Raw genomic sequence first — 22152 nt, 5'->3', positions numbered from 1 at the left:
AAATTGCGCAAATTATCGCAATATCACATAGTCATTCGGCTTGATCTCTACTGCGCGATGAATTATTCAGCGTTTCCTTAAGTATATTTAGTAAACTGGCACCGTAATTGCAATTGATGAACCGTTGACATATAGAAAAACAGCGGCGAATCAAAGGAGACTTCGATTCGCCGCTCGTTGAAAGTGGCATCAACTCCAATTTCTTTTAAAAGAGCTAAAAGCTACTCTGGAATTGGCTTGAATTTCTAGTGGACCGTTTATTTTCCTTTCTTCATAGCTTCGCAACTATCGAGAAAGGCTTGCCGTGCAGCTTCGTCGTTCTTAAAAGCTGTGAGGGATGACTCCAGTCCTCTTCCTGCACAATTCTCAGAACTTGCTTCGGGAACTCCGCCACAACCGATCAGTGCGATACTTAGGCCAATAATACAAGCAACGCTAAATTTAAAATTCATCTAAAATTTTCCTCTATAAAATATTCACTATGGCTTGATGGTTAAACTCGATTTCTCAAACGTTTGGCGCTGGCCCGGCCATTCGAACCCAACGGTATAATTCTACATGAATCCTCAGAGTCATAGTATTTCTGTCATGCTTTAGGCTGGATGGAACAAAAGGAGATTACCGTCATGTCATGGAGTCTAAAGAATTGGCACCGGAACCACATTCTTCAGCAAGAAGGAAACCCAATTCCGTCTGGTAGAAGCTAATCCGGGCTTAGTAAAAAGCATAGGCAATTGATTATATTTGATTTGTTGTATATTCTAGTAAAATAGTTCACGTAAATAGGTGAGCTAACTCCAGAAACTGTGCACTATGATTCGTTATATCAGCCAAAAGCAACTGCCGCTCGAAGGATTTGATACACCACCAGGCATGATTCTTGATTCCAATATATCCTCTTCGCAGGCAACCCACTGGGACGTCCGCCAAAGTGTATCCCTGAAAATAAAGATGAATTGAAACGCCTGAAAGCACAACATCGGCAGGAATATTGCGAGCGCATTCCGATTGGAGGAAAGTTTGGCCTAGGGAAGGATGGTTATTGGCTCAACAATATTCGAGCCAAGTGCGCTGATAATCTGCCGCATGGATCAATAGCGTCTTACTGGTTATGAACCTGCTCATCTTGGTGCGGGTTTTTATTTGCCTGAGGAACTTTTCTGCCAAAATAGCTTTTGGGTGACAAAAAAGGGTATGCCCAGAGAATCCCGTTTGCGCGTGCCTGCCAAGTCGTCTCAAACCGGGATTCTTACTTGGCAGTGCATATCTGATCGCTTGAGTTTCTGAGTAAGCTCTAATTTCGAATGACGTGTTACATTGTTAAGTTGCACAGAACTTCGTGCGTTGATATTTTTTAGCGGTAATGGATTAATAGGCTTTATCTTGCGAAAAGAAGCATCGCCGATTGACAAGAAATTTAAGAGGGGTTGATAAACCCCTCTTTGTTTGCTTAGATTAACTCAATACACTGACATCGTCCCAACTGATTTGATCCGGTTGTACGCCTACCAGCGTGATCGACACATCATCGCCAAAGTCGACGATGAAATCTTGACCGTCGTGATGGAGATTTGTAACAAAACTAGCTAACTGCTCGATTGACGTCAGACCAAGGCCAGTATCAAAAATAATGAAGTTGTCTTCGCTCGAGTTGAAATCCCCAATTCGTAAATGGGCAGCCTCACGGATCACGAAATCATCCGCGCCTTGCCCGCCACGGCAGTCTTCACCACCACGCACTCCGACATGATCGTCGTCGTCAGTTGGGGAATAAACGAGCCTGCCTTCAAACCTGAATGGGCCTTCTTCGGGCGAATCAAGGGCCCATTGTTCCGAAACACGGAAATAGGTGCCATCGCCATCCTCATCAGCGTAAACAGTTATTTCTGTGCCAATACCCAGTTCTTCATCCGTTCGCACTACTCCATCTTCATTGACTGCATAAGTCTCCGTACCGTCATCATCAATGGGTTTAAGTTCCGGAACTCCATTTTTGATTTCAAATACTTCAACGACTTCACCATCATCGTTGATGGTGAACTGGTAACCTTTTCGGTCACCACTGCTAGGGCGATCATCATGTCCTGTACTCATCTTATTTCTCCTGAGAAAGTTAATTAAATCAATGTAACATAAATACTGCTTGATATGACCAAGCAGTATCAAGCACTACTTATGTTAGTCGTTCATCCATTGAGTTAGTTATATTATAAATATAATTATTCAATCGGATTGCGTTGCGCCGGGGTCAATTGATTACTCCAGGAAGCGGGTAGATTCTGAACCCAACCGTTATAAACTACCGGGATCGGCAGGATGCCTTGTCCACCCATTCCCGGATTGCCTTTTATTGCGTCATCCTTCTGTGTGGTACCTGCGGCAAACAATCCTACCGCACCCACAATTTTTGCATCCGATGGATCACCATCATTGTTTGGATCAGGATCTACAATCAACATCCTATTGGAGAACTTGCTGGATACATAGGCATAGTAACCTCCCCCTTTCTTAGCACCATATTGCACGCCGTGGCAACCCGGATCACAGGGCAGCATCGCAACCACTGCATCGGTACTCGTATTGAGGATAGTTATCGTCCCTGAGAGCGTGTTGGCGGTTACCATGTTCTTGCCATCCGGAGAAACCGGAGTTTGGATCGGCAATGCACCTATCGGACCGGTAATGGAACCAGAAATCGGATCATAGTTCTCGATCAGGTTGATGTGTTTCATAACTTTGTGGGTATCCATATTCACCACCGCAATAGTGCTATCGAGCAGGTTAGCCACGTAATACTTGCTGGCATCTGGCATCATGCCTGTCGCCAAGGGATGGCCGAAAGGACTGCTGACTGGCAAAATGGCCTCAATAGAATCGGTATAAAAATTGTATTGCGTGGAGTCCCCTGTAAAGACATTGGGCGTTACCATGGTTTTGCCATCATGGCTCATCCAGTGCGCATGCGCGTTTCCACGTCCAATATCCACTCTACGCAGCACTTGGGTTGCAAGAGGCGCCAATTCCATTACTGAATCAGTGCGCGTATCGCCATTATTTGTGACGTGAAGGCGGTCAGAGTCAGTGAGTGTCATCACATGTGCAGGAGATTCGCCTACGGATACGTTGCGAATAAGTGCGCCGGTTTTACGATCATAAACGGTCAGTTTTGAATCAAACCATTGAGTAACATAAATCACGGCTTGATTTTTATCGGTCCACATATTGTGCGGATTGTTCATGTCGATAGAAGGTAATGCAACTTTACGTGTCACTTGCCATGAAGATCCATCGATCGCTGATACCGTACCGGGTTTTTCTTTGTTTCGCGTAGTTTCAAATTGCGTGGCTACCCAAATTTCGCCGACTGCGGGAGTTTTGGGTTTTTTCAGTGGCGCTAACGTAATATCGTTTCCATAACGCGCATTCAGTACGTCCGGAAGATTGATTACACCTATGTCCACACGCACATCGACATCCGGATAGGTGATATGCCATGGTTTATTACTGGCATAGTTCTGCCAGTTAGCTGGATTGGTGGCAATAAAGAAAGTCCTCAAGAGCCGTGTCGCTAGGTCGCTGCTGGATGGAACAGTAATGCCGTTGATCAAACTGATTGAAGAACCCAGATCCAATCCAGTGGTTTTAGGATCATCGACAATCACTGCGCCAAACATATAGGGATGGATACTGCAGGTGAAAACATACAAGCCTGGCGTCGTTAGTGTGACATCATCGCCACCCTTCCTAGGCTTGGTATTGAAAGGCATGTTAGCGGCGCCCGTGGGGTAAATCAAGCTGGTTCGCGTATGCACAGTGTTGGAATTGCCGGAAAACTTCACGCGCACACCTGGCGTAGCAATGGCAATCGAACGATTGCCTGCAACCGATGTTCCGGTATCAAACCAGCTTCCAGGGGTATCTGTCAGCGCGAAATTGACTTGATTGTCATTCGCAGAGACATTGTTTACAGATAGAAATGTTAGGGTTGTCGTGAAATAAATGATTGCGCTAACAATCTTTCTAAATTGTTTTGTCTCAAACATAGAGAGTCGTCCTTTTTAATTAACTAGAAACAAATTTTGTGTAAATCTTACAGAGTTATATGTATGATTCTTTTGGTTTCATTTAATTCCGGTATTGTTTCGTCGTACACCCCCTTTTGCTTTGTTGAGATTAGAAATTTATATCGACTGAAGCAAAGACCAGATCCTGGTGGATCCTCCGAAATGGCGAACGAAGGATCACCTCTATGAATTAGAATACAACAGAATTAGCTGTTCTGTTTTTTAACGTGCACGACAGGTTCTAGTGGCCTGTGCAACAGTAAACCCTTGTTCGTTAATGAGCTGTCCGGTTACTTGTCCTTGAATGAAGGTGCGATTGATACGTGTGGCGACTGCGGCCACATCGGCTGGATCGCTATCAAAATCAAGTCCTACTTCATCACCGGTGGTGGCCTTGGGACCGGATTTTTGTATGGCTACCCGATATAATTTTGGCAATATAGTTACCAGTCACTAAATTATTGCCATCCACAGAAACTGAAGATCGGTTCGCCCTTGTTTCGCTTGTTACGCGAATATCAGCGGCATTTGCTTCTGAGACAGGTAAGGTCGTTGTCACGAATGCTGCTAATACTGCTAATACTGCAGTTAATGCTGTAAAGAGGTTTTAATTATTGATAATTTCCTTACATTTCTCTCTATTAAAAATTTAAGTCATGTGGATTGTGCATGCTAAGTGCATGTAGTAATAGTAATCCATTTTAATTTTTCACATATAATCCGAAGCGCTGTAGATAGAATATGCTCAAATCAATATAAAGCATGATCTTTTTGTCTGACGTGCCGTATATTCCATCTCAACAAGAAAAGGTTCAGAGCTGCCCATTTAATTTTTCTGGATTCGAAATAATTGGTTCACATAAGTTATTAGATAATTGTATTTCTTGAATATTCTTTGATGTTTATTTTTTATCCACACGCACAAGAAACCATACTGGAATTAAGTCGGCCAAGTTGTCGATTATTATTGCTCATATTAAGTCTTGCTTATTCTATTGATTGTGTTGCTGAATTAACCGGAAAAGCAAGTAGTAGCTTTACCGGTGCTACTGATTATATTTGGCGGGGTTATTCAAAGAGCGATGGAAAGCCTGTTGTACAAGCTAACATTGATTATGAGTTCAAATCGGGAATTTACCTGGGGTCTTTTGCTTCAACGGTTAATTTTGCTGACCATGGATTCGAGAACCGCTCCACCGCTGAATTCAGGCCATACCTAGGGTTTTTTTATCAACTTTCGGATGATTGGCGATTTAATACAGCATGGACCCGCTACATATACGATGGCAAAATATTTGGTCAAGTTGTTGATTATAATGAATTTTATTTATATAGCCATTTTCGTGATTTGCTGACAGTCAACTTAAATTTCTCAGAAAATAGCTATAAGCAGAACCACATGTCATTCAATGCCGAGATTATAGGCCGTTATCCAATCACCGATTCGATCGGAATATCCAGCACCTTTGGCTACAATGACCAGAGGAAGGTTCTGAGCTATGATTATCTTTATTGGACATCAGGAATAACAGCACATTTCTCCCGTAATATTGGTATCGATGTGCGTTATTACGGTGGCATCCACGCATCAAGTGAAAAGGAAACTTCGCCCTCACAGTGGCAATTCCACCCCCATGTTGTCGACAACCGTGTTGTATTTTCCATCACTGTCGGATTCTAATTTTTCCATTTTTTTTGTAAGTCATGAACTTTTTTCTCGTTGTGAGGAATAAACAGACTAAAATCCTAAAAATTAATATCTTAGATTTATGAAACAACGGGTGGCGCCAGAGTTAAAAATGCAAAAATCGTTTAGTTCGCAGGCGCAGCAGGATAAGGAGCGGGGTTTGATCGCAGAGATCGCGAGTGGCGATGAGCATGCCTTTGAACAACTTTATCAAATCTACTTTACTAGGTTATCTCAGTTTATATTCCACATCACAAGACGTCAGGACTGTATTGGAGAGATTATTAATGACGTCATGTATGTGGTCTGGGAAAAAGCATACACATATGATCAAGTGTGCCGTCCCTCCACATGGATATTGGGTATTGCTTATTTTAAGGCATTGAAAAATACAGTACAAAGTAAGAGAAGAGAGGATAGCTTGGTGGAATTGAATGATGAACTGGATTATTTTCCTGAAAGAGGTGCGCAATGGACCTCTCAATTGGAAACCCGTAACTGGCTCGAGACCGCTTTCGATAAATTGTCTACGGAGCAGCGTGCCGTGGTGGAAATGACATATTATCAGGGCTTGCATTACAGTGAAATCTCAGAAATTATGCAATGCCCTGAAAGTACAGTTAAAACAAGAATGTTTCATGCGCGAAAAATTTTGGCAAAAATTCTTCCAGAGCTTGGTGGTAGGAATTCAATATGACACTTACACAGATCAAAATCACTAGTAAAAGCGAGCATCAAGAGGTATGGGATCTTTTACCTTGGTATGTTAACCATTCCTTAGATCCTGCCGAACATGATTTTGTAAGGCAGCATGTTAAAACTTGTGTCACTTGTAGAATTGAAATAAATCAACAACAACAATTGCTTGAAAAGATACAGCAGCAAGATCTTTTGCAGCAGTTGTCGCAGGTTTCTTTTGCTCAGCTGAAAAAGCGAATGCAAGAACAATCCAAACTGAGTGTGTTTGCTGAACAGGCCAAGCCAAGCCAAGAGCAGAAACTTTTTTCGCATCAGTTTCTTGGCTTTGTAAAATACACTGCTCTAGCAGCAAGCTTGCTATTGCTGGCACTGCCATTGATGTTAAATCTGACAACTGATGATCCTGAGTTAAAAGGCGATTACAGAACACTCGCCAATCCGGCTGAAGGTAAACATAAAAACAATTTCATACGCATTGTTTTTGCAGAACATTTAGGTTCAGAACAAATTAAAGCCATTTTGAGTGGTGTTTCAGGCCAAATCATTAAAGGGCCATCTAAAAATGGTATTTATGAAGTTCAAATCGGCAATCGGCAAACTAATTCTCTGGAAGTCAATGATGCCATTTCACAATTGCGTAAAAACTCGCTGGTTGTTTTTGCTGAACCATCTCACCAACTACCTTCTGATTAGGATCATACAATGATGCTGAATATTCAAATGAGAATTAGTTTGCTTTTTTTTCTGTTATTAATAGTAATGCTCGTTGCATTACCAGCTAAAGCTGAGCAGAAATTATCTGTTGATTCTCAACTTTTTGATGCCAAACAAGCAGGCCGTATCATTTTAGTGACCTATGCTGATAAGCACATAAATCGTATTCCGATTGGGGCCGCGGACCAGACATATCGTCAAAGGGGGAGTTACAGCAGTTCAACTTGGAGCAAAAGAGTGGCTGCCAGCATCGGGGGGGATTACAAAATAAAAGTTCTTTCTCAATGGCCCATCAAAGAAATTGGTGAACATTGCGTGGTATTTCTGGTTAGTGAAGATCAATCTATTGTTGAGGTCATCAACGCGCTAAGAAATGACAGTCGTATCGATAATGTCCAGACGATGAGCACTTTTAAAGTCATGGCGAGCAAATACAATGATCCTTATTATCGTTTCCAAACGAATATTCATTCGATGGATTTAGCCAAAATACACAGCCAGGTTACTGGCAAAAATGTAACAATTGCGATTATTGATACCGGTGTTGACGCTACGCATCCGGATTTAGAGGGGCAAATTCGGCAGAGTAAAGATTTTGTTGCACAAAAATCATCAGATTCTTTTGGTGATAATCATGGTACGGCAATAGCTGGTGTTATAGCGGCCAAGGCAAACAATGGGCAAGGCATTGTCGGTATTGCCCCAGATAGCCATTTGATCGCATTGAAAGCCTGTTGGGGAATTAAAGCTGGTGGTTTAGAGGCGATTTGTAATAGCTTTACCTTGGCCTTAGCTATCAATGCCGCAATTGAAATGAAGGTTGATATTCTTAATTTAAGTTTGACTGGCCCTCATGACCCACTCTTGTCCAGGTTAATCGAAAAAGCCATACAACGAGGTATTTTTATCATCGCTTCTCAACCTGACAGCGAGGATGAAAAGTCCGGGTTTCCGGCACAGGAGCCGGGTGTGATTGGAGTCCGAAGTTTAAGCGACTCGGATATCCATCTATCGCCTGAGGACCACATTCTTGTTGTATCTGCGCCCGGGGAAGATATACTCACTACGCTGCCCAAGGGAACCTATGACTTTGTCTCGGGCAGTTCTCTAGCTGCAGCGCATGTTTCAGGACTCGCCGCATTATTGCTGCAACTAAAACACAGTTTAACTAAACAGGAGCTTTTCAATCTATTGGCAAAAGCGAATGAGCCAGCTTTCGATGCGTTATTCAGCAAGGGTCCCCAAAGCAATATAGGCAAAATTAGGTCAAAAGCGGATAAGCGCATATAAAGAGTAGGGCGCCTGAAGAGCTTTGCCATTGCTCGGAAACACGCAGATAAACACTACTTGCATCCACATAACATGGCTCGTCGATGATCAGTAGCTTAACGTTGGTCAACTGTTTTTGTAAATATGCAGTCGTTTTTCATCGCTCACCTATATCTTCCTGTGCCAGTCCTAATGTTCCCCAGAGCGATGACATGCTCGCTTGTCGATCCATTCACAATGTATTCTCGAAGGTATCCAGACTCTTAGTCGCTGGGATTTCGCCAGACGTATGCGGCGTTTAACGATATTTTTTCATAGTATCTATTACGCGCTATTATTGCCAAGTGTAATGTGCAGAGAGGCCGATGAAATTAACGATTTGACTCGTATCCTGTATTAATCGAGTGCCGTCGGTATAGGTCCAATGATTCCATGTCCACTCATTGGTTTTGAAGCGGTTAAGGATATAATCCAGATGCAGGCTGAGGTTTTTCCGCAAGGCATACCTTGCGAATAATTTCAAATTGCTTAGTTCAGTTGAGATATTGGGTACTGAATAAGTTGCTGGATCGCTTGTTCTTTGCTTAAACTTATCAGTAATGAAAGATTGAGATAAACTCGCTCCGACTTCTAATTTCTCAGTTGGCTTTCCATTGATATCGACCCCAAATGAAGTGCCTATGTTTTGGAGATTGGCGGACCAAATTTCACGAGAACCATCCGCAGGACTCCAATTTCTTGAGGCTTGATCAATAAAAGTTTCATTGCGTGAGAACCACGCCACCGCTTGTAGGTTCTCCGAGACTGTATAGGCTGCATCCAATGAATAGTTTCTTGCAGAACCATTCTGTAATCCAAGGTTTGAGCCGCTACGATGCCCATAATTATCGAATGATTCGTCGACCATCACTTGCAGTGACAGGGGTTCAATGGGTTCCCAGTTCAGCGATAGGCGAATCTTGTCACGATTCCGATCAGAAAGATTGAGGGGTGCAATCGTGTTGAAGAAAGGATCACCCGTTGCGGTCATGGTCGAGATAAAGGGCGATCCAAATCGATTGCTGTGGATGTATGCAATCGACCCTGTCACGCTATCGGACAAAGTACGCCGTAGCTCCGCCCGATAGGAAATTTCATCCGTTCTGGCGCGATGACCGACAAAAGTCGGCTGCCAGAGACGATCCCAATGTTCATACTCAATACCGCCAATCAAACGAAAATTCATTGGCAATGTGTAGTTGGCTTCTACTTTGCTCGTCAACGTACTAAATGAACGCGGATGATTGAGCCCGCTCCAGCGATTTCCGTTGAAATCTAATTGCCCTGCCAATGGATTGTATAAAAGCACGGGCGTATTATCATCGCGATCTTCAAATCGAATATTCGCCACGACAGATAATTTTGGTAACGGACGACTGGTAACGCTGGCTTGTACTAATGCTGTATCAATGCGCCCATCCAGATTACTCCCGACACCGGGAGCTAAAAATTGTGTAGGAAAGAAACTGTCCGTCTGCGTTGCTCGGGTATAAGCAGCCTTGAACGTGCCGCGGGTGGTTGGATTAAAACTATAACCGCCGGATAAAAATAACTGATGCGACTGATTATCCGGAGGCAGCGCAATCGGAGAAAATAAATTCGGTGCATAGATTCCGCCTGCACTACTGCCGCCCGTAGTAGTTAAGGCGGTATTCTTATTAATAAACATCGTTCCATAATACCCGCCGGACAACTGTAAGTCCTTACCGTTATAATTAAGGGTGCCGCCGAACTGTCGGGTTGAGTAATTAATGGGTTCGGGCAAAAACTCATAACCGCCGACAACACCTGAAATCGGCGGCCCCAAACGATTACCACGCCCGAAAATTCTTGATCCATCTTTTTCTTCATTACGGAAGTGGAACTGCGCTTCAAAATTGCCGGGCAGAACTCGATTCATCCCAAATGATATCGCCTGACGTTCCGTCTTCAGCTGTGCAGGTTCGCCGGTTGTCGGTGATGTTGGCACATCCAGATGCGCACTGCCAATGCCTGTGACGGCGGTAACGGCTGTAAATGGCTCATATCTGGGTGTTTGACTGAAATCAATAAAATAACTCCAGTGGCCTTGCTTAGTATGCTCGAAGCGGATGTCGCGATTCTGTAATCCTAGATTGCGTCCTAACAATTTTAGCCAGGTGCCGGTATTCTCATCGCGTTTTGTGATGTCGAAATTGAAAGTGCCATATGGTCCTTCATTTCGTACGCCACTGTATTGGCCGAAACGCGCATTATCATTCGCGAGGTAACCTACACCAAAATTGATTGCGCTTTGTGGTTTGGTTAATCGTCTGAGATTTTCATCTTCAGTTGATGCAGCTGTTTCAGCGATAAGCAAGAAAAAAACAGCATAAATAATCTGAAGAAACTTCTTCGTTGATTTGTTCATTTTTCCCTCCCCAATCAGCGCTGCAGAAGATCTTCAAGGCGAACATCCTCAGGGTTATTGCTGCCATGAATCTGGGTATGGCAATTTAAACACCCCCTTGCCAGGAGATTTCTTCGGTAAGAGCCATCGATTGTTCCTGGGCTGCCTTGATGTGTATTGGGCTCATGGCATTCTTGACAAAGAAAGGGCGAGCGAACTTTCAACAGATTGGGCGCTGTCGTTCCGTGCGGGTTGTGGCAAAGTGCGCAATTTTCCTGAACCGGCGGGTGGTTTCGCACGAAAGGGCCACGCTTTTCCATATGACAGGTATAGCAAGTATCGTTAATGCTATCTCGAGTCATCATGCCAGGCCCAGCCGAGCCATGAGAGTTATGACAATCGGAACAAATGACTTTCCCTTCCCGGACAGGGTGACGGGAAGGCCGATTAATCTGCGCACGTTGTTCCTTATGACAGGAAAAACAGACTTCCGATTGAGTAATTCTGTCGCGTACTTTGTCCTGTGCGGTGTGTATCTGATGACACGAAGTGCAAGCCACATCTCTATTGGCATGAGTGCTGCCAGCCCAGTGCATTTGTTTGTCGCCCTGATGACAGTTTAAGCAGGTTTGATTTCTATCTTCCACGGGGTTCAGTGAATTCTTACCAAATGTGCGCGATGGCATCGGTACTTTTTCGGGCCTATCCATGTGACGAATACTCTTACCATGGCAGCTTGTGCAAGTTGGCGCGCGTTCGTCCGCAACAGTTCCATGCTTTGTCTTGCCGATAGTGAGTACCGATTCGGCACCTTCATCATGACAACCCGTGCACGTCCGGTCGCCTCGTAGAACTATATCTTCGGTTGGTTCGTCGTCGTCATCATTATCTGATGCCATTACATTTTGGGAGATCATCCCAATGCTAAGTACAAAAAATATTCCAAGAATTTGTGGAAAAAAGGCGTGCATATTCCATATAAAATTTTTCATAATTTTCTCCTTGTCTGCTGCTGATTCAACGTGAATTGAAAGTGTGACTATTCAATTCTGCTGAGAAAGATGTGATGCTGATTAATGTAAGAAATGGATTTCTTACATTAAGATGCCTTTCCTAGCCTAGTTATGCTATTAATTTCGCCTAAGACAGTATTAGTAGATTTCTGCGGTATACATGGGAAATATTCCCTCGTTATTGGATATTACGTGGGAATATTTCACATGTCAATTGATGGTGTGATGTTTTCCCACATTGTGTTAGAATTTTGAAATTGATTTTTAGGCTATAAATTAACCAGTGAAAAATTTTTATGCATGCTGTCCGTCCAATTAATTCAATCTTCCCGCCTGCACTTATTACTGCACTCCGCTGGGTACTACGTCCATTAATTAAGCTAATGCTGGCAAAAGGGATTACCTATCCGTTTTTGTCGGAAGTGCTTAAAGATTTATTTGTAGAAGTAGCAGAAAATGAATTTAAGATGGATAAGAGACCTTTGACCGATAGTCATTTGAGCTTGATCACCGGTATTCATCGCAAAGATATCAAGCGATTACGTCATGACGAGCACTCCGAAACCGAAATTATTCCACAAACCATTTCACTGGGAGCCCGGCTCGTTAGTCGTTGGACAAGCGATGCACGGTTCCTGGACGAGAACAATCAACCCAAACCATTACCAAGGTTTGCGAGAGAGGGCGGGGATATTTCTTTTGAAGGACTGGTAGCCAGTGTGAGCTGTGATATTCGCTCGCGCGTTGTGCTTGATGAATGGTTAAGACTCGGCGTTGCTCATTTTAATGACAATAATCATGTATGTCTAAATACGTCTGCGTTTATTCCTGCCCATGGTTTTGATGAAAAGGTCTATTACTTTGGCCATAACTTGCATGATCATGCGGCAGCAGCCACCAATAATCTGCTGGGTGAAAATCAACCATTCTTTGAGCGTAGTGCTTATTACGACGGTTTAAGCGTGGATTCCGTCAAAATACTCGCCGAGCAATCTGAACGCTTGGGGATGAAATCCTTGCTTGCCATCAATAAATCGGCTATGGAGCTGGAAAAAAATGATGCTCTGAAAAACGACTCACGTTATCGCATGACTTTTGGTATTTATTTTTTTAGCGAACCGGTGGAGGCTGAAATGCCTGCTGATATAAAAGAAAGTCCGCATAACTAAGTTATAAAAAGGATATTTGTAAATCTGGATAAAAAAAATTCATTGACGGCGATATATCGTAGTAGCTTACCTATATTAAGTTTCATCGCGCTGACATTCGTATGTTCAGTAAGTGTGCTCGTAGTAAATTATTGCGATAACGATACTTCAACGATAAATCCTGTAATCCTTGCAAATTCTGGTATCGGTGGAACGGGTGCAACTCAGTCTGGCATTGGGAGAACGGGGCTTCTCGATGGAGAAAGTAGGGATGCCGGTAATCTGGAAGGTGGAATAGGCGGAACTGGAATTGTCGTAAACGACGGTGGCATCGGTGGCACAGGAATTATCGGCATCATCACTGGATTAGCAAGTATTTGTGTCAATGGTATTGAACTCTACTATGGCAACAATACACTTGTTTCGGTGGATGGACGTCTATCTACAACCCGAGATCTTGCCGTTGGACAGGTAATTGCCGCACGCTCACTTGAGACAGGTCATCAGCTCGCAGCACAAAGTATCGCGATAATCCATGCTGCTGTTGGACCGATCAGCTTCTTTAATGCTGAAATGAGAGAAATGCGCATTTTAGGTCAAATCATACAAGTTGATCCATCCAGAGATCACGGTAATTTTTCAAACCTGGAAACCGGTGACTGGGTGCAAGTCAGTGGTCATAGACTTTCGAATGGTACGGTTGTCTCATCACGTATTGAAGTAATCCTGCCACTTGCAGAAGCCAAAATAAACGGCTATGTGACCCAAATTGATGCGCAGGGCTTTGAAGTCAATGGCACACGTATCAATCATGACGCTAATTTACTTCCAGTTGGCATAGCCCAAGGTATGGAAGTGCTGGTTGCGGGTTATTGGGATGGCGTTAGCCTGAATGCACGACATATCCAGACAGAGCCAACTCGACTAAGTATTGGGAATGTGGAACATGTAGTGATCGAAGGATATATCCATGCAACCACAGATAAGGAATTAAATTTGAGTAACCGGATTATCATACTGGATCCGAGTACTCAGATTGCTGGCGATGCAACGGGTGATCTCAAACTGGATCAACTTATCCAAATCAGTGGCCGACTCAATACGGATCAGCGCATTAGTGCCGAGCGTATTGAACTGGTGCAACAATTGCCAGTGCAAATTCAGGAAAGGAATGAGAGGAGCCAAGTGGATGGCAGTAACAATGCTAATAGAGATAGCTCAGACAATGAATCGGATGTTACATCTTTTCCAAGAAATGATATTAATCAAAGTTATGACAGTGGATTTACAGACAGCGGCTCTCATTCGAATGATGCGCCAATTTCGTCTAAAGATGAGGAAAGACAGATAATTTAGGTTCTGTATGAGGAGCAACGAACGGAGGAACAACAAGACGGTCGAATCAAATCCCTCTGACATTGTCTTTGATATCACAGCGCGTTTATAAATCTCGCCAGCCAGAGTTTAAGCGGACAGGTCGATTACGCTGTTCAGGGAGATTTGTTTAAAGCGATTTCCAAATTCATATTTAATGCAACTTTTGGCTATCGAATACTGGGTAATCCATCTGGTATTACTTTTCATAACGTCTTGTACGGCGCAGCGGGAGTGGCCTATCGATTGTCACCAAATTCAACAATTGGGACAAGCTTTAATATAGGACAATCAACGGTGAGACTGCAGGACAGCAGGGATCTCACACTCTATCTATCACACCGGGTCAGTGATAGATTCCGGCTCAATATCTATGGTTTACGAGGTTTTTCAGAGCGAAGTCCTGATTGGGGTGGTGGCCTTAACCTACGTTACATTTTTTAGTGCTGTCAATATTCGGATATCTGTCTGTATTATGAATATTAGCTGACCCCAAATAGCCGAGCCGGTTATATCGATGCATTCACCAGTTGGATAATAACAACACTTCTGTTGCGCGTTAGACATCCAGAGGAAAATCAGATCGCAAGCAATAAGTACAGTCCAGTTTGAGCATCTTTGTTTAAAGATTTTCTCCAAAATAGTCATCAGAATTTTCATTTAATTTATAGATACCAGCCAGTTAGATTGCTATTTAGAGGTAACTTAATAGCTTCTGATGCTATAATTCCTACAAATATTTCTGAGTGAATAAATGATAAATAAATCATCAAGTTTAGGATCACTCGACATGGGTGATGAGCTGATATTCTTCTCGCATGAAAAAACCAATTTGTCAGATCAATATAGCGATTCTTTTAGAACGCATATTTTTCAAGACTACGTTGAGTGGAAAAAAGAGAAAGTCCACTCGCCGGTAGTAATAATCACCGGGAGTGATCAAAATTACATTACTTCCACTTTGGACAAAATACGAAGAGACGGAGACCTATTTGCATCTTTATGTTTCGTAACGGAGTCAGTTCCTGCATCTTATAGCAGTCTCGTCGATGGACAATTACCGCAACCGCCACAATTAAAACAGATCATTAGTCAATTCTTAGATCTTTTCAGCGCATACAATAATAGTGAAGTGCAGATTTCGCATTTAGGGCGATTAATTAAATACCTATGGTTACGGCCGAATTTCATTCTCCACCCCTACCAGGAATGGCAGCACTTACGTTCGTACCGTTATCCTTTACTAGAAGCATTGAGTCAGGATAAATCTGATTCCTTTGAATGGTTACAGAGTCTCTCTGTTTCTAAGTTATTGGAACCTGTTGCACTGATAGATCGACAAAGGGAGTGCACTTTTTGTCATTCCTCTCATTTAAGCTTTATAGATATTTGCCCCAGCTGTCATGCAATTGATATTGATCTGCAGGCATCTTTACATTGCTTTACCTGCGGATGTGTTGATGTGCAGGAAAAGTTTATCCATAGTGGTGCACTCATTTGTCCAAAATGCAATACTCAATTACGGCACATTGGGAGTGATTACGACCGCCCAATTGAAAACCACAGCTGCCATGTCTGTCTACAAACATTTGTAGAACCCAAGGTATTAGCGCGTTGCACCGTGTGTGAAAAAGAAATGATGCCGAATGATCTCGCTTCAAACCGGATTCAAAGTTGGAAGCTAAGCGATAGAGGAAGGATTATAGCTGTGCGTGGCGAAGTCTTCGACATTGCAACGAGCTTTGATCAATTAAATTTTATTCCTAAAGATCTATTTATTCATGATCTTGATTGGTTATTGATCTCATCTCGGCGTTATCCGGATATAGCATTCGGCCTGTTTGGTATTTATTTTATAAATTTAACAGAACTGATAGATCTCATCGGGCATACGCAGCTATTGCAAATGCTTGAATCCTTTGCTCAGCGGCTGCGCAGTATGCTTCGTACACCTGATTTATCGACACGTACGGCTGAAAATATGCTGTGGTTATTATTGCCGCATACCGACGTACAAGGTCTCAGTAGCTTCCAAAAACGTATCGGAAATAGCATACAATTATTACAAGCAGAGAGTGATATGAAACTGGATTGTCGCTTCATAAGCGTTGACTCTTCACAAATACTAAGGTCAGAAACTGCGGAATTATTGCTTGCTCGATTATATGGTGAGTTAATTTAAGTCATGCAAACTTTGACACAAACCGGACAGATTCTGCTGGTCTCTCTGCTACAAGACCAAGGTACAGTTTCCTATTTGCTCATATTTGTTCCGTTTGTGTTATTCCTTGAATTACCATTATATTTTATGACCTGGTTTGGGGTTTTTCGTTATCTTACGAAAGATACTTATGAGATACCTTTTATTTCACCCGCTACCCCTCGCGTTACTTGTGCCATTACTTGTTATGCGGAAGGAAAGGCCGTACAAAATACGGTCATCTCGCTATTGGAACAGACTTATTCAGGTCACATTGAAATCATTGCGATGGTTGACGGGGTCCAAAAAAATCAAGCGACCTATCAAGCTTTGAAAGATCTCATCCCGCGGATTTTATCCTATCCCAGACGGTCATTAATTATTATTCCAAAGATTCAACGGGGTGGTCGAGTTTCCTCTCTTAACGCAGGATTGAGTCGTGCGAGTGGTGAAGTGTTTCTGGCATTGGATGGCGATACCTCATTCGATAATCAAATGGTTTACCGGTCTGCTTTGCATTTTCAGGATGATAATGTCGTTGCGGTTACGGGACCCATGCGTGTGCGTAATGCCAAGAAATCTTTAGTAACCCGGCTGCAAAGCTTAGAGTATATGTTAAGTATGCAAGTCGGCAAGCTGGGTTTGACGAATATGAACGCGATTAACAACATACCCGGTGCTTTTGGTATCTTCAGAAAATCTCTTCTCCAAAAAATTGGGGGATGGAATACAGGTACTGCTGAAGATCTCGATTTAACGCTGCGTATCAAGCAATATCAAGGACGCTATCCAAAACTTCGGTTTGAATATGAGCCCGGTGCCGTATCGCATACTGATGCGCCTGAAAAATTCAGTGATTTTCTGAGACAACGACTCAGATGGGATGGAGATCTCTGGTATATCTACGCGCATAAACATAAGCACGGGATTTCTCCATCCATCATGGGTTGGGGTAATTTCCTATTTATCCTTTGGTACGGCATCTTGTTTCAGATCGTTATGCCTTTTACCATTGTGTTCTACACGATCTATATGGCGATTACTCAACCTTTACCATTCTTTTTAGCCAGCATGGTATTAGTCTATCTTTTCTATTTTTGTCTGATACTGGTTCAATTTGTTTTATATCTATCGGTCCTTTCGGACAGGAAATGGGAAGACTGTGGCGCTTTTTTGGTATTGCCAATTTATCCATTATTTTTGTTCATAGCGCGTCTCTGGAGTGCGGTTGCTCTTCTCAATCAAATGCTCAACAAAGGTCACTTAGATTCTGCCATGGCGCCCTGGTGGGTTCTGAAAAAGGGTAAACAATGAAGATTCATTGGTACCTGTTACAGATATTGTTCATTTTACTACCGATCAGTGCTGGTGCTGAAGTCAGAACACTTGCGGATTTTTATTTGCATTTGGATCAAGCGGCTTCCGTTCTGAAGACACAAGCAGATCTTGAAGCACAGCAATTTCATTTGCGGGCTAATGAAGCACAGAAGGGTTGGGAGGTATTTGGCGGTGTATCAGGAGGTTACCAAAAAAGTCCATTTGCAAGAGAGCCTTTCGGTAACTTCTTTGACCCCCTGGCCCGAATTGGTTTGCGTTACCCCCTATTGGGTAGTGCAGAAAGACAAGATCGTGCGATTGGTGATGCGGAAGCCCAAGTCAGAATTGAAAATATCCGTCATGAATGGAGCAAAAAATTAGCTGCACTATTTATAGAAGAGAATTATGCAGCTTATTGGAGCGCTGAGAAAATGCTGGCGCTAAATCATGCCTACACCCATCTGCGAAATGCAGGCATCGAAAAAACATTGCGCCAAAGACATGAAACGGGATTGTTGCTCATGTCAGATTATTTCGAGTTTTTATCTGTTTTTGAGCAAGCAGAACGGATGCGATTAGAGTTTATAAACAACAAAGAACAAGCTTTAATGCGATTAGCGCATTTAACGAATACCTCCGTCACGCCTTTTGAAGCAATTAAACCCGGGCTAAACGAGATAACAGGTAACTTAACTTATGATATCAAACAACTTGATCTGGAGATTCTACAAGCTCAAATAGATAATTTACGCAAGGTCAGGGAAACACAAAACTGGCAAGGGATTGATTCCGATTTATCAGTCGTTGCATTTGGCGGACCTGCGATACCACATCCTTCCCCTGAGTCAATGCAATGGGGATATGGAGGGGCTGTGGGGTTCAATTTCAGGATGCCGCTCGAAATCGTTAGCTATCGAAAAAATGAACAATCGCGTTTAAACAGTCAAATTATTAGCTTTCAAACCGAGTATACGCGGCGGGATCAGGAATTAGATCTGGAATTTCGTTCGATGCTAGGCCGTTATCAACAGCTCATGCAACAAATTAAATTTCAGCAAACTCGGCTTGATGCAACCCGGGAATCTGTGCGTGAGCGGTATTTACGCTTGCAATCATTGGATGGAGATGTGCTTGAAAAATATATTCAAGCTATTAATACGTATTACCGGACTGCCATTGAATACGTGGAAGCGGAGGCTGAGCAGTGGAAACTGCATGTTCGTCTGCGTCAGTTTGTTTCCTCACCTGGCAGCACGAGTGAAATCGCTCGTTCAGAAACGGATCTGGTTGGAATGCTTGAACCACTGAGGAAGGCTGATCAGTTTTTTGAAAAGCGTAATGCAAAAGAAATGAAGCCAATAAAATTGGCCAATTCGAACGATCAATTGCTAGTAAGCCGATCGAATTCAACATCGGTGAATTTCTCAGTCTATGCCTGGAACTATGACGATATTGTTGGCCAATCTGGATTTTGGGAAAAAAGTCAATCAATGGGAATAAACCGCCTACTGCTTTCTTTAAATGAGAAGCAAATTGCATCAATTGCTCCTCATCCAACCATATTAAATAAATTCTTGCAAGAAGCAAAACATCATGGCATAAAAGTTGAATTATTATTGGGTGATCCGGGGTGGATTCTTCCGAAAGAGCGTGTGCGGTTACTGGAAATTATCAAGCGATTAAAGTCTATTAGTTTTGATGGATTACATCTTGATATTGAACCCGACCAGCTTGATGGAGAGTTGGCCGGGGAAAATATGCTGGAGGAATTTATAGAAACAATTCGTCAAGCTACCCGTCTTTCTCCTTGGCCGGTTGCAATTAGTATTCATCCCCGCTATCTGGCGAAAGAAACATCCTTTAACTTATGCATACCCTGCCAATTTAAAGAGATAGGGGTAAAAGAAATTACTGTAATGTATTACTCTATGAATCTAAATAGTATTGCAGCGACAATGAAATCCGCAATGAAACAGTATCCAGGGCTCATGTTTAGCCTTGCTCAGAGTCTGGAGCCTGAATTAGGTGTAGAAAACAGCTATGCACACAAGCCGCAAGCATTTTTTAGGGACACAATGCAAAAGCTTTATACTCATTTGCGCGCTTCAAATTTTAATGGACTGGTCATTCAATCATTGAAAGATTGGGAAACATATATTCATGAAAATCCGCTTTAGTCAACCAGAGCACAGAATACCGAATGATGATCGAGGCATACGTATTCAGTATGGAGAGGCAAAACGTCCCATAAGACCATGGCGTTGGTACCTGATATTAATCGTTTCCAGCCTTCCCTTGCTGTATCTGATTGGATTGGTATTGCAAGAAATGCTAATTGTCAAAGCGGACGGGCGTATTACGGTACCGAATATTATCGTGCGTGCATCAGTTGATGGCTATGTAAAGCAGGTATTTGTCAAGTCACTGCATAATGTGGCAGAGGGTGAAGCGCTGGCTATATTGGAGAATTTGCCACTGGAAGATAGTTTTCAGCGGTTAACCACTGAAATTGATTTTCTGAATGAGGAAAAAAATAAGCTACAACGCCAGTCAGGCAATACGACATCGCGGTCTATGTCCCTGTTGAAGTTTGCCCAGGAGCAGGAAAAATTCTATCACAATCGTTTGCATCAATATGAATCATTATTCAAGCAGGGTGCAGCCACTCAAGCTGAGGTTGCAACAGCGCGTAACCAATATCATGGTGCGCTTGAGAATTTGGTGCTGAATGAACGATCACAACGACGAGACCAAGGATTCCCTACCGATACGCTTCAAATGGCGAGTAGGATTAGTCAATTAAGTTTAGAGCTGGAGCAAGTTAAAGATCAGAAGAAACAGTTGCTTATTAAATCTCCCGCAGATGGATTAATCACAGAGCTATTTGTGCAGCCCGGAGAATATCTAGGGAAAGGCCAACCATTTTTAGACATCATCTTTCCTGAAAAAGCACATATCAGCGCGTTTATTCCACCGAAATATCAGGATTATGTGGTGGTTGATCAGATCGTTACGGTGACTCTTCCCAACGGGGAGACTGCCAAAGCACGAATTTCCTCTATTCCAGGCGTAACACAAAAATCACCGCCAGACGGCATTAATTTACTAGAATATCCTCGGTCCGCCATATTGGTTCACATGGAGTTTATCAATCCGGTAGAAACACAATTAATTAATGGAACACCGATTGACATTCGTTTTCCTTTTTTCAGTGACCAGGCAGATCGAAGCCGTTAAGTTTACGTTTTGCATAAAGGCAGATCAGATCGCAGGCGATATGCGCGGCAGCCAGTGCCGTGATCTGGCTGTGATCGTAGGCAGGAGCAACTTCAACAATATCCATGCCGATCAGATTGATTCCGGTAAAGCCACGAATGATCGCTAATGCCTGCGCAGTAGACAGCCCGCCACAAACCGGTGTGCCAGTGCCGGGTGCAAACGCTGGATCCAAACAATCAATATCAAACGTGAAATAAGCTGGACGGTCACCGACAATACGTTCAACTTCTGTAATTACTGCATCCGTGCCGTGCCGGTGCACCCAGGTCGCATCCAGGATGTGGATGCCCATGAAATCATCGTTCCAGGTGCGAATGCCGATCTGCACAGAATGTTTGGGATCAATCAATCCATCTTTCATCGCCTTATAGAACATTGAGCCATGATTCAGCGAATTGGGCGAATCGTCTGGCCAGGTATCACTATGCGCATCAAAATGGATCAGCGCGAGCGGTTCTCCAAACTTCTCGGCATGTGCTTTTAACAACGGATATGTAATATAGTGGTCGCCGCCGAGAGTCAGCATGCGGGCACCGGATGCCAAAATATGACGGGCATGATCGGCAATCGTTTCATGAATTGTCATCGGGTTGTGCACGTCGAGATAGCAGTCGCCAAAATCAGTCACAGATAGATTCTCGAATGGATCAAAACCCCACGGATAAGGTTTTAGCGAAGCGACTTCTGCCGACGCAAGTCGGATTGCCTGCGGACCGAAACGTGTGCCCGGACGGTTGGTTACAGCCAAATCGAAAGGGATGCCGCTGATCACCAGTTCGGCACCGGTAAGATCTTTGCTGTAATTACGCCGCATGAAAGAAAGAATACCCGAAAAAGTCGGCTCACGTAGCATTCCATAGGGATTCTCGCACGCTATGGCGTCATTAATCTTATTTGTCATATTTCTGTCCTTCAGTGTCAATGGTTGATTGCTGTATTTTCCTTAAACATCGTTTGCTGTAGACGATCTCAATCCAACAT

General features: G+C 43.1%; 17 protein-coding genes. 10 read left to right on the top strand and 7 right to left on the bottom strand.

All coding sequences use genetic code 11. The features are described 5' to 3' along the window. Positions 1–257: 257 nt before the first annotated feature. The 4 genes from K2P83_RS10605 to K2P83_RS10590 form a co-directional block, all read right to left on the bottom strand. A complete protein-coding gene (locus tag K2P83_RS10605) occupies positions 258–452 on the bottom strand; it encodes an entry exclusion lipoprotein TrbK (protein WP_292928964.1) in 195 nt (64 codons plus the stop codon). Positions 453–1455: 1003 nt separating this feature from the next. Next, entirely contained in the window at positions 1456–2094 is a 639-nt protein-coding gene (locus K2P83_RS10600; protein ID WP_292928962.1) for a hypothetical protein, read from the bottom strand. 125 nt (positions 2095–2219) lie between these two features. After that, positions 2220–4043, bottom strand: coding sequence for a copper oxidase (locus K2P83_RS10595; RefSeq protein ID WP_292928960.1), 1824 nt, complete (start codon positions 4041–4043; stop codon positions 2220–2222). 243 nt (positions 4044–4286) lie between these two features. Further along, positions 4287–4502: a hypothetical protein gene (locus K2P83_RS10590; RefSeq protein ID WP_292928958.1), complete on the bottom strand. Its 216-nt coding sequence runs from the start codon at positions 4500–4502 to the stop codon at positions 4287–4289. Positions 4503–4962: 460 nt separating this feature from the next. On the opposite strand from K2P83_RS10590, the gene K2P83_RS10585 reads away from it, so the two are divergent. From K2P83_RS10585 to K2P83_RS10570, 4 genes are all read left to right on the top strand, one after another. Further along, positions 4963–5745: a TorF family putative porin gene (locus tag K2P83_RS10585; protein ID WP_292928956.1), complete on the top strand. Its 783-nt coding sequence runs from the start codon at positions 4963–4965 to the stop codon at positions 5743–5745. Positions 5746–5833: 88 nt separating this feature from the next. Further along, positions 5834–6448, top strand: coding sequence for a sigma-70 family RNA polymerase sigma factor (locus K2P83_RS10580; protein WP_292928954.1), 615 nt, complete (start codon positions 5834–5836; stop codon positions 6446–6448). Further along, positions 6445–7143, top strand: coding sequence for a zf-HC2 domain-containing protein (locus tag K2P83_RS10575; RefSeq protein WP_292928952.1), 699 nt, complete (start codon positions 6445–6447; stop codon positions 7141–7143). The genes K2P83_RS10580 and K2P83_RS10575 overlap by 4 nt, the downstream gene beginning before the upstream one ends. Before the next feature lie 9 nt (positions 7144–7152). After that, entirely contained in the window at positions 7153–8454 is a 1302-nt protein-coding gene (locus K2P83_RS10570; protein ID WP_292928950.1) for a S8 family serine peptidase, read from the top strand. A gap of 313 nt (positions 8455–8767) precedes the next feature. Here K2P83_RS10570 and K2P83_RS10565 read toward each other — a convergent pair whose 3' ends face one another. Continuing rightward, positions 8768–10861, bottom strand: coding sequence for an MtrB/PioB family decaheme-associated outer membrane protein (locus tag K2P83_RS10565; protein ID WP_292928948.1), 2094 nt, complete (start codon positions 10859–10861; stop codon positions 8768–8770). Positions 10862–10875: 14 nt separating this feature from the next. Beyond that, positions 10876–11832: a DmsE family decaheme c-type cytochrome gene (locus tag K2P83_RS10560; protein WP_292928946.1), complete on the bottom strand. Its 957-nt coding sequence runs from the start codon at positions 11830–11832 to the stop codon at positions 10876–10878. A gap of 317 nt (positions 11833–12149) precedes the next feature. Here K2P83_RS10560 and K2P83_RS10555 point away from each other — a divergent pair, with 317 nt between their 5' ends. The 6 genes from K2P83_RS10555 (at position 12150) to K2P83_RS10530 (ending at position 21129) form a co-directional block, all read left to right on the top strand. Beyond that, on the top strand, positions 12150–13022 hold the full coding sequence (locus K2P83_RS10555; protein WP_292928944.1) for a DUF6502 family protein: 873 nt from the start codon (positions 12150–12152) through the stop codon (positions 13020–13022). A 114-nt stretch (positions 13023–13136) separates the two neighbouring features. Then, positions 13137–14357, top strand: a complete 1221-nt coding sequence (locus K2P83_RS10550; protein WP_292928942.1) for a DUF5666 domain-containing protein — start codon at positions 13137–13139, stop codon at positions 14355–14357. An 808-nt stretch (positions 14358–15165) separates the two neighbouring features. Further along, positions 15166–16557 carry a diguanylate cyclase gene (locus tag K2P83_RS10545; protein ID WP_292928940.1) on the top strand — a complete coding sequence of 464 codons (1392 nt, stop codon included), beginning with the start codon at positions 15166–15168 and terminating at the stop codon, positions 16555–16557. A 3-nt stretch (positions 16558–16560) separates the two neighbouring features. Next, a complete protein-coding gene (locus tag K2P83_RS10540; protein WP_292928938.1) occupies positions 16561–17889 on the top strand; it encodes a glycosyltransferase in 1329 nt (442 codons plus the stop codon). After that, positions 17886–20069 carry a TolC family protein gene (locus K2P83_RS10535; protein ID WP_292928936.1) on the top strand — a complete coding sequence of 728 codons (2184 nt, stop codon included), beginning with the start codon at positions 17886–17888 and terminating at the stop codon, positions 20067–20069. Before K2P83_RS10540 ends, K2P83_RS10535 begins: the two co-directional genes overlap by 4 nt. Beyond that, on the top strand, positions 20053–21129 hold the full coding sequence (locus K2P83_RS10530) for an HlyD family efflux transporter periplasmic adaptor subunit (RefSeq protein ID WP_292928934.1): 1077 nt from the start codon (positions 20053–20055) through the stop codon (positions 21127–21129). Before K2P83_RS10535 ends, K2P83_RS10530 begins: the two co-directional genes overlap by 17 nt. On the opposite strand, the gene speB is transcribed toward K2P83_RS10530, so the two are convergent. Then, positions 21101–22072 carry an agmatinase gene (gene speB / locus K2P83_RS10525; RefSeq protein ID WP_292928932.1) on the bottom strand — a complete coding sequence of 324 codons (972 nt, stop codon included), beginning with the start codon at positions 22070–22072 and terminating at the stop codon, positions 21101–21103. The two genes, K2P83_RS10530 and speB, sit on opposite strands and share 29 nt — an antisense overlap. Between the last annotated feature and the right edge of the window lie 80 nt (positions 22073–22152).

This window comes from Nitrosomonas sp. (assembly GCF_019752415.1).
GTDB lineage: Bacteria > Pseudomonadota > Gammaproteobacteria > Burkholderiales > Nitrosomonadaceae > Nitrosomonas.
The sequence above is the reverse complement of the archived record's forward strand: the minus strand, read 5'-3'. Positions and strand labels throughout refer to the sequence as shown.